Origin of the sequence: Mycolicibacterium bacteremicum, assembly GCF_002086115.1 — a bacterium.
Lineage (GTDB): Bacteria > Actinomycetota > Actinomycetes > Mycobacteriales > Mycobacteriaceae > Mycobacterium > Mycobacterium bacteremicum.
Genome location: NZ_MVHJ01000042.1, coordinates 26,960 through 34,726 on the forward strand (window position 1 = coordinate 26,960; position 7,767 = coordinate 34,726).

Annotated in this window: 9 protein-coding genes; 5 read left to right on the top strand and 4 right to left on the bottom strand. The window is 67.8% G+C overall.

The genetic code is table 11. The features are described 5' to 3' along the window. Positions 1–36 precede the first annotated feature (36 nt). The 4 genes from BST17_RS26860 to BST17_RS26875 are packed head-to-tail and all read left to right on the top strand — an operon-like array spanning position 37 to position 3,475. Complete coding sequence (locus tag BST17_RS26860) at positions 37–1,104, top strand: ABC transporter substrate-binding protein (protein WP_109750325.1); 1,068 nt, start codon at positions 37–39, stop codon at positions 1,102–1,104. Continuing rightward, a complete protein-coding gene (locus BST17_RS26865; RefSeq protein WP_083062064.1) occupies positions 1,101–1,913 on the top strand; it encodes an ABC transporter permease in 813 nt (270 codons plus the stop codon). Before BST17_RS26860 ends, BST17_RS26865 begins: the two co-directional genes overlap by 4 nt. Further along, positions 1,910–2,683 (top strand): ABC transporter permease, encoded by a 774-nt coding sequence (locus tag BST17_RS26870; RefSeq protein WP_083062065.1) that lies wholly within the window; start codon positions 1,910–1,912, stop codon positions 2,681–2,683. Before BST17_RS26865 ends, BST17_RS26870 begins: the two co-directional genes overlap by 4 nt. 30 nt (positions 2,684–2,713) lie before the next feature. Then, entirely contained in the window at positions 2,714–3,475 is a 762-nt protein-coding gene (locus BST17_RS26875; protein ID WP_083062066.1) for an ABC transporter ATP-binding protein, read from the top strand. Positions 3,476–3,477: 2 nt separating this feature from the next. On the opposite strand, the gene BST17_RS29935 is transcribed toward BST17_RS26875, so the two are convergent. The 3 genes from BST17_RS29935 to BST17_RS26890 all read right to left on the bottom strand — a co-directional run bounded on the left by BST17_RS29935 (position 3,478) and on the right by BST17_RS26890 (position 5,705). Then, entirely contained in the window at positions 3,478–3,882 is a 405-nt protein-coding gene (locus tag BST17_RS29935; RefSeq protein WP_109750326.1) for a CsbD family protein, read from the bottom strand. Between the two features lie 102 nt (positions 3,883–3,984). Then, the gene (lipE, locus tag BST17_RS26885; RefSeq protein WP_083062067.1) at positions 3,985–5,223 is read right to left on the bottom strand and encodes a lipase LipE; all 1,239 of its coding nucleotides are present in this window, start codon (positions 5,221–5,223) and stop codon (positions 3,985–3,987) included. Next, on the bottom strand, positions 5,220–5,705 hold the full coding sequence (locus tag BST17_RS26890) for a peroxynitrite isomerase (RefSeq protein WP_083062068.1): 486 nt from the start codon (positions 5,703–5,705) through the stop codon (positions 5,220–5,222). The genes lipE and BST17_RS26890 overlap by 4 nt, the downstream gene beginning before the upstream one ends. Positions 5,706–5,765: 60 nt before the next feature. Here BST17_RS26890 and BST17_RS26895 point away from each other — a divergent pair, with 60 nt between their 5' ends. Further along, a complete protein-coding gene (locus BST17_RS26895) occupies positions 5,766–6,212 on the top strand; it encodes an acyl-CoA thioesterase (RefSeq protein WP_234807848.1) in 447 nt (148 codons plus the stop codon). A gap of 54 nt (positions 6,213–6,266) precedes the next feature. Here the strand turns inward: BST17_RS26895 and BST17_RS26900 are convergent, their stop codons facing one another. Then, positions 6,267–7,649: an aspartate aminotransferase family protein gene (locus BST17_RS26900; RefSeq protein WP_083062070.1), complete on the bottom strand. Its 1,383-nt coding sequence runs from the start codon at positions 7,647–7,649 to the stop codon at positions 6,267–6,269. Positions 7,650–7,767: the final 118 nt, after the last annotated feature.

Sequence of the window (7,767 nt, forward strand, 5' to 3'; positions counted from 1 at the left end):
TTGTCCGTCGGCCTGGGTCACGGTCATCGTGTACTCGTGATCGCCATCACAGGAACTCGACTCGTCAGGATTGCCGGTGCGTTGGCATCGGTGCTCATCATCGTGGCCACCACGGCCTGCTCGGCCGGCCTCGGCGGCCCGGCCTCATCCCGGTCGGCGCAGGACGGCGTCATCCGGTTCACCTTCGCGCCGGACCCGATCTGGGACTACATGCACGACACCGGCGTCATCGAGGAATGGGAGCGCGACACCGGCTATTCCATCGAGACGAGCGCCACCTGGGACGAATTCGGGCTGTTCGCCGGGGGGCACGCCGACATCATCTCCTCGGCATCCTTCGAGGTTCCCGCATTGGAGGAGCAGACCCAGCGCGAGACGGTCATCATCGGTCGCTACAACGCCGAGCGCAGTCGCATCCTGGTCCGAGCCGATGATCCCGCGACGTCCTTGGAGGACCTGCGCGGTCGACGACTAGGCGTCTTCACCACCGTCTCGGGCACCCTGGTGTGGAGTGCGCTGGTCCAACAGATGCACGGCATGAACCTCGTCGCCACCGGAGAGCGCCCCAGCGATTTCAACGTCGTCGTCGCCGACATCCAGAACCTGTCGAACCTGTTGGCACGCGGTGAGATCGACGCCTGCATCTGCTATCCCGACCTGTCGGCGCGCGAACTGCGCGACGGTTCGGTACGAGCGCTGTATGACGGCAAGTCCTCGGCCAACCTGTTCGCCGAACTGCAGGCGCCGGGCCACGACGGCCCGATGGGCAACGTCTTCGTCGCGCGCAAGGACTGGGTGCAGGGCCACCCCGGTGAGGTGGCGGCGTTCCTGGATCTGTGGGACCGCGGCCTGGCGGAATGGCAGGCCCACCGCGACGACATGATCGAGCAGTACCCGCAGCACTTCGCCGTCGCTTCGGCAGAGGACATCGCATTCATGAAGAGTTATGTGGCCCAACATGACTGGGTGGTCGACGAGGTCCGCTTCGATCAACAGTGGGCCGACGACGAGAGCTCGATCTTCGACCTGATGCGCACCACCGGCGTCATCGGCGACGACATCGCCGACCCGCAGTTCCTGGCAACCGAAGGAGCCCAGCAGTGACCCAGACCATCACCCGGCCGGCGCCGCCCGCCGTCCGGCGCCCCGTGCGCGTGCCGCCACACCACCGGCGGTGGCTGGTGTCCGGCCTGGCACTGCTGTCCGCACTCGGGCTGTGGGCATTGGCGGCAGTGATCGTCAACGATCCGATCCTGCCGAACCCCGCCGATGTGGCCGACCGGGTGCTCGGGATCATCGTCTCCGGGGAGGCGGTCACCAACTTCGCCGCCAGCATCGCCAAGATCGCCGCAGGCTTCGCGATCGCGATGATGGCCGGGCTGGTCATCGGATTCGTCATGGGCCGTTCGCAATTCATGACCTCCTACTTCTCGCTACCGCTGTTCGTGCTGGGCAATATGCCGGGCCTGACCTACGCGGTGTTCGGTCTGCTGATCTTCGGCGTGGGCGCCGGCGGTCCGATCGTGGTGTCCGCGCTGGTCGCCACACCGTTCATCGCGATCAACGTCGCCGAGGGTGTGCGCTCGGTGGACGGCAAGCTACTCGCCATGTGCGGGGCGTTCAACCGCAGCCGCACCGACATCCTGCGCCACCTCTACCTGCCGGCGTTGACGACCTTCGTCTTCGCCGGTGTCCGGTACGGGTTCGCCATGGCGTGGAAGGTGGAGGCGCTCACCGAGGTGTTCGGCGCGAGCAACGGTGTCGGCTTCATGATCCGCAAGGCCTACCAGGAGTTCCAGGTCGACGACATGCTCGCCTGGACCGCACTGTTCATCGTCACCATGGTGCTCATCGAGCGTGGCCTGGCCCACCTGGAAACCCGGTTCTTCGCATGGCGCAAGGAGATCGCATGACCACCATGAACGTCCGGCAGCTGCGGGCCCAGACCAGCACGGCCGCAGCGGTACTCGCCGCCGTCGCCACCATCATCGGGGCCTGGCAGCTGGCCGTGGTGTTCGGCAACCGGGTGCCGTCGGTGGCCGACAGCATCGGCCGGCTCGGATCCGAGGCCGCCATCGGCGAGCTGTGGACCAACCTGGCGATCAGCATGAACCGCTTCGTGCTCGGACTGGCCGCGGCGCTGATCGTGGGTGCGGCGATCGGTGTGCTGATGGGCTTGTCCCGGGTCGCCGATCTGGCCTTCTCCGACCTGAATGCCGCGGCCCTGGCGATCCCGGCGGTGATCTGGGCGCTGCTGACCACCATGTGGTTCGGCTTCGGCTGGTTGACCCCGGTGGTGACGGTGTTCCTGTCCGGACTGCCGTTCGTGGTCGTCAACATCGCCAAGGCGACCCGTGCGGTACCGGCCGATCTGGTGCTCATGGCGCGGGCGTTCGGGGTGTCCCGGACCCGGGTGCTGCGTGAGATCGTGGCCCCGGCCGTCGCCGGATCCACGGTCGCGGCAGTCCGCTTCGCCATCATGAGCGCCTGGAACGGCCTGCTGCTGGCCGAGTGGTTCGGCTCCACCTCCGGCGTCGGCTGGCGCTCCCGCTACTGGTATGACGCCAACCAACTCGACGGCTTCCTGGCCTGGGTGCTGGTCTTCATCCTGCTGCTCGTCATCGCCGACCTGTTGATCCTCGGACCCATCGAGCGCTACGCCACCCGCTGGCGCACCGCCTGAACGCCCGCCCATCCAACGCAAGGAAACATCATGGCCTCCATCGAAATCCAGAATCTGGTCAAGGAGTACACCGACCGCCGCGGCGACGTCACCCGGGTGATCGACGGCGTGGACCTGACCATCTCCGGCGAGACGTTCGTATCGGTCGTCGGACCGTCCGGCAGCGGGAAGACCACGCTGCTCAACATCGTCTCGGGTATCGAGACGCTCACCTCGGGCAGCGTACGGCTGCGCTCGGGCGCCGACGAGGCGCGGGTCGGCTACGTGTTCCAGGATCCGCGGCTGCTGCCGTGGCGCACCGTGATGGCCAACCTGGGCTTCGTCCAGCATGAACGCGACGGGTGGCAGCAGCGTGCCGAGCACTACCTGGACCTGGTCGGGCTGGGCCACTGCGCCAACAGGTTTCCCGCGCAGTTGTCCGGTGGTCAGCAGCAGCGCATCGGGATCGCCCGGGCGTTCGCGGTGGAACCCGATGTGTTGCTGATGGACGAGCCGTTCAGTCATCTCGATGCGATGACCTCACGCACGCTGCGCGAACACCTGGAACGGATCTGGTTGGAATCCCGGCGCACCGTCATGTTCGTCACCCACGACGTCACCGAGGCGGTGCAGCTGTCCGACCGGATCGTGGTGCTGGCACCGGGTGGACGCATCCACGAGGTCATCGACGTCGACCTGCCCCGGCCCCGCAAGGCGTCCGACCCGGCGGTCGCGGTGCTGCAGGCCGAGGTGCTGGCCCGCTTCGAGGTGCTCGAAGCGATGGCCTCTCCCCTGAGCACCGCAGGGCGCTGACCTCAGTGCGTCAGCGCCCGGGTGACGCCCGCGGCGACGACCTTCTTGGCCACCGGGTGCTTCTGCCGGTGTGACTTCCCGCGATTACGGCGAACCACCAGGGCGATGACGACCGCCAGGCCGGCGACCACTGCGATGGCCACCCGGGAATCGGCCTTCTCGGCCACGACCTGCTTGGCATCCTGGGCGCGCTCGGCCACGACCTGCTTGGCGTCCTCGGCCTTCTCGGTCACCGCCTGCTTGGCGTCCTCGGCCTTGTCGGCGACCGCCTCGAGACCCTGCTTGACCTGTGCACCGGCCTTGTCCGCGGCACCCTCGGCCTTCAGATCGTCATTGCCGACCAGATCACCGGTGGCCTCCTTGGCACGGCCGGTGAGCTCTTCTGCCTTGTCGGAGATGTCTCCCATGATGAGCGTCCTTTCTCGTTTCGTTGCTGACTGTTGGTCGCGACGAAGCGTCGAAAGCGCATGCGCCACACGCGGTGAGGATGCTCACAGTGCAGTGGGGTTTCAGGCGACCCGCGGGATCTCGGCGTTGATCCGGTCCAGCAGGGCGGGATAGCGCTTGGCCTCCGGATGGCCACTGGGCTTGCCGCTGCTGATCACCGCCACCGACAGCGCGCGCTGCGGGTCGGCCCACACCGCGATATCGGTCAGGCCGGTGTGCCCGAACGCCCCGGCGGCATCCTTGCCGAACGGGCCGAAGCGCTTGGACCCCAGCATGTAGCCGGTACCCCAGCGCATCGGCTGCAGCCCCGTCGCAAGATCCGGGCGCAACCGGCGGGCCTCCGCGGACGCCCGGTGCAAGGTGTCCGCGGACAGCACCCGGTGTCCGTCGAGTTCCCCACCGCGAACCAGGATCTCGGCGAAGCGGGACAGCTCGAACGCGTTGGAGACGGTGTTCGAGGACGGGATGACACCGGTGAGGAACTCGGGGGTGTTGGAGAACGGGATGATCTGCTGCGGGGTGCCACCCACAGCGGTCTTGAACGCCTTGGCGATCGGCGCGGGCAACGGCTTACCCGTCACATGGCTGGGTGCCACCAGCGGAACATCCTGGGGCGCAACACCGTAATTGGTCCACCGGAACCCCAGCGGATCGAGGATCTCGGTGGCCAGGATGTCGCGGATGTTGCGTCCGGTGGCCGCGGAGATGATCTCGCGCATCAGCGGACCCCACGTCACGCCGTGGTAGATGTGCACCAGGCCGGGGCGGTACACCGGCTTCATCCGGCCGAGCATCTCGCGCGCGTAGTCGCTGTCGTCCATCCTTTTCAGGTCGGGCCGCGGCCCGGTGGCGAACGGGATGCCGGCGCTGTGGGTCAGCGCATGCCGGATGGTGGTGCGGTCCTTGCCGTGGCTGGTGTAGCTGGGCAGATAGTCACACACCCGATCCTCGAGGGAGAAGGCGCCGCGTTCGACCAGCATGTGCGTGACGGTGGTGGTGATCGCCTTGGCGGCCGAGTACACGCAGTACGGGGTGTCGGTGCGGACCGGGATGCGCTCGGCATCGGCGGGATCGTGTGGGCCGTTGCCCCAGGCGTGCCCGATGGCACGGTTCAGGATGACCCGACCGTTGCGGCGCAGGCACACCTGGATGGCAGGGTGCATCCCGGCCCGGTACCAGTGCTCGGCGGCGGCCCAGATCCGCTCCACCGCAGCGGAATCGACCTCGCCGGCGTCCTCGGCGCCCCGGTCGGTGACCGCGTCGAGGTCGTCGGGCACCCGGATGCGTCCGTCGCCGCTCACTGCTCGTCCTTGCGCAGCACCGCCGACAGATGGTGCTGCAGTGGTTGGCCCACCGCCGCCATCCGCACGGTGTAACTCAGTTCGTCACCGCGCAGGGTGAAGGTGCGCGCCATGGCGCTGACATCCTTGGCCGAGGACGACCGCCCGATGGTGGAGGTCATCGTCATGGTCAGTGCGCCGTCGGCACCGATCTCCAGCGGACCCTCCATGACCTCGACGATGCCGGTGGGGTGCGCCAACACCCATTCCACCCGGCCGGGCTCGGGTATCCGGATATAGCCGGTCTCGGCATGCAACGGCCGACCGTCGGCGCGCGCCCGCGTGTGCTGGTTGTAGGACAGGAACGGCTTACCGACCTGACCGAAGGTGATCGACTCCTGGTATTCGAAGGACGGAATGGTGGGGTACTCGCCCGCGCCGGGCCCGGCCCAGATGCCCAGCAGAGGCTTCAGGACCGTCATCGCGGGATGCAGGTCGACCATGCTCGTCACCCTACGTCGTGGTGTACTTGCGCCGATATGAGCCAGCATGACCAGCCCCTCGTGGCAGCCCCGCAACGCCCGCACCCCGGCCGGTCGGCCAAGGCGCTCTACCCGGTGACCGGGCTGGCCCTCGCCCGCTACGGTGACGTCGACGCCAACGGACACCTGAACAACCTTGCCCTTGAGTCACTGCACGAGAACGCCCGCGCGGAATTCAACGAGCGGGTCTTCCCCGACGTGTACCAGCCGGCGGTGCGCACCATCCGGCTCGTGTCGGCGAGCAATGTCGTGCACTTCCTCGCCGAGGTGCACTGGCCCGCGACCATCGAGACCGGTCTGGGCATCGGCCGGCTGGGCCGCACCTCCTACGTGGCGTCGACGGCGCTGTTCGTCGGCGATACCTGCGTCAGCCTGTGCGACACCGTCCTGGTGATGCTCGATGACGACGGGCCCACCCCGATCCCCGCCGAAGCCCGCGAAAAACTCGGCACGTATCTGTTGGGCTGAGACACCGATGGCCGTGCACCCGTTCGGGTCCACGGCCATTCGGGTGGGAGTCGTCTAGAGCGCGGCGTCGCCCTCGCTGAGCGCGGCGTCGAGGATCGCCAGGCCAGCCCGGACCTCGTCGTCGGTGATGTTGCAGGCCGGCACGGCGTGGATGCGGTTGAAGTTCGCGAACGGCAGCAGACCGCCGGACTTGCAGGCCGCGATGACGGCGTTCATCGCCGGGCTCGATCCGCCGTAGGGCGCCAACGGTTCCCGGGTCTGCTGATCGGCCACCAGCTCGACCGCCCAGAACACGCCGAGCCCGCGGACCTCACCCACGCAGCGGTGCCGGGCCGCCAGGTCCCGCAGACCGGGCCCGAGCACCTCGGAGCCGATGCGCTTGGCATTGGCCACCATTGCCTCGTCCTCCATCGCGTTGATGGTGGCCACGGCGGCGGCGCAGGCCAGCGGGTGCCCGGAGTAGGTCAGTCCGCCGGGGTAGGCGCGGTCGGCGAACGTCGCGGCGATCTTCTCGCTGATCGCGACGCCGCCGAGCGGGACATAACCCGACGTGACACCCTTGGCGAAGGTGATCAGATCCGGTGTCACGTCGAAGTTCTGGATGGCGAACCACTCACCGGTGCGGCCGAATCCGGCCATCACCTCGTCGGCGATCATGACGATGCCGTACTTGTCGCAGATCGCCCGGACGCCGGCCATGTACCCGGGCGGCGGCACCATGATGCCCGCGGTGCCCGGGACCGACTCGAGGATGATGGCGGCGAACGACGTCGCCCCCTCGTGCTGGATGAGCCGCTCGAGGTACTCCAGTGCACGCTCGGATTCCTGCTGCTCGTTCTCGGCATAGAACGACGAGCGGTACAGGAACGGGCCGTTGAAGTGCACGACGCCCGCGCTGGCGTAATCGTTGGGGTAACGGCGCGGGTCACCGGTCAGGTTGATCGCGGTGTCGGTGCCACCGTGGTAGGAGCGGTACCGCGAGAGCACCTTGTACCGGCCGGTGTGCAGCCGGGCCATCCGCACGGCGTGCTCCACCGCGTCGGCGCCGCCGTTGGTGAAGAAGATCTTGTTCAGATCACCGGGCGTGCGCTCGGCGATCAGGCGGGCCGCCTCGGAGCGCGCATCGTTGGCGTGCTGCGGGGCGATGGTGCACAGCTTGGCCGCCTGCGCCTGGATCGCCGCGACGACCTTCGGGTGCTGATGCCCGATGTTGGTGAACACCAGCTGGCCGGAGAAGTCGAGCAGCTTGTTGCCCTCGCCGTCCCAGACGTAGGAGCCGTCCGACGCCACGATGGTCATCGGTTTGATCTGCGCCTGCGCGGACCAGGAGTGGAACACATGGGCACGGTCGAGTTCGTAGGTGCGGGCGGCTTCGGCGCGGGCCTCGTCGACGGTCAGACCGTTCGGCAGGGTCGCGATGTCAGGGGTGGTCGTCATAGGTCCATCTTTCACTCAGTGCGGCGGCGGCGGGTAACGGATTCCCTCCGGCGAGCGTGCGTGAACTCGGGTGTGAGTTCGGCGTGTTGGGGTGCTGACACGCACGCTCGCCGGGGTG

Excerpts from the sequence above, each read along its gene's own strand:
- BST17_RS29935 (WP_109750326.1), bottom strand. The coding sequence starts at position 3,882 with ATGGGAGACATCTCCGACAAGGCAGAAGAGCTCACCGGCCGTGCCAAG.
- BST17_RS26890 (WP_083062068.1), bottom strand. The coding sequence starts at position 5,705 with ATGGTCGACCTGCATCCCGCGATGACGGTCCTGAAGCCTCTGCTGGGC.
- BST17_RS26875 (WP_083062066.1), top strand. The coding sequence starts at position 2,714 with ATGGCCTCCATCGAAATCCAGAATCTGGTCAAGGAGTACACCGACCGC.
- BST17_RS26870 (WP_083062065.1), top strand. The coding sequence starts at position 1,910 with ATGACCACCATGAACGTCCGGCAGCTGCGGGCCCAGACCAGCACGGCC.
- BST17_RS26900 (WP_083062070.1), bottom strand. The coding sequence starts at position 7,649 with ATGACGACCACCCCTGACATCGCGACCCTGCCGAACGGTCTGACCGTC.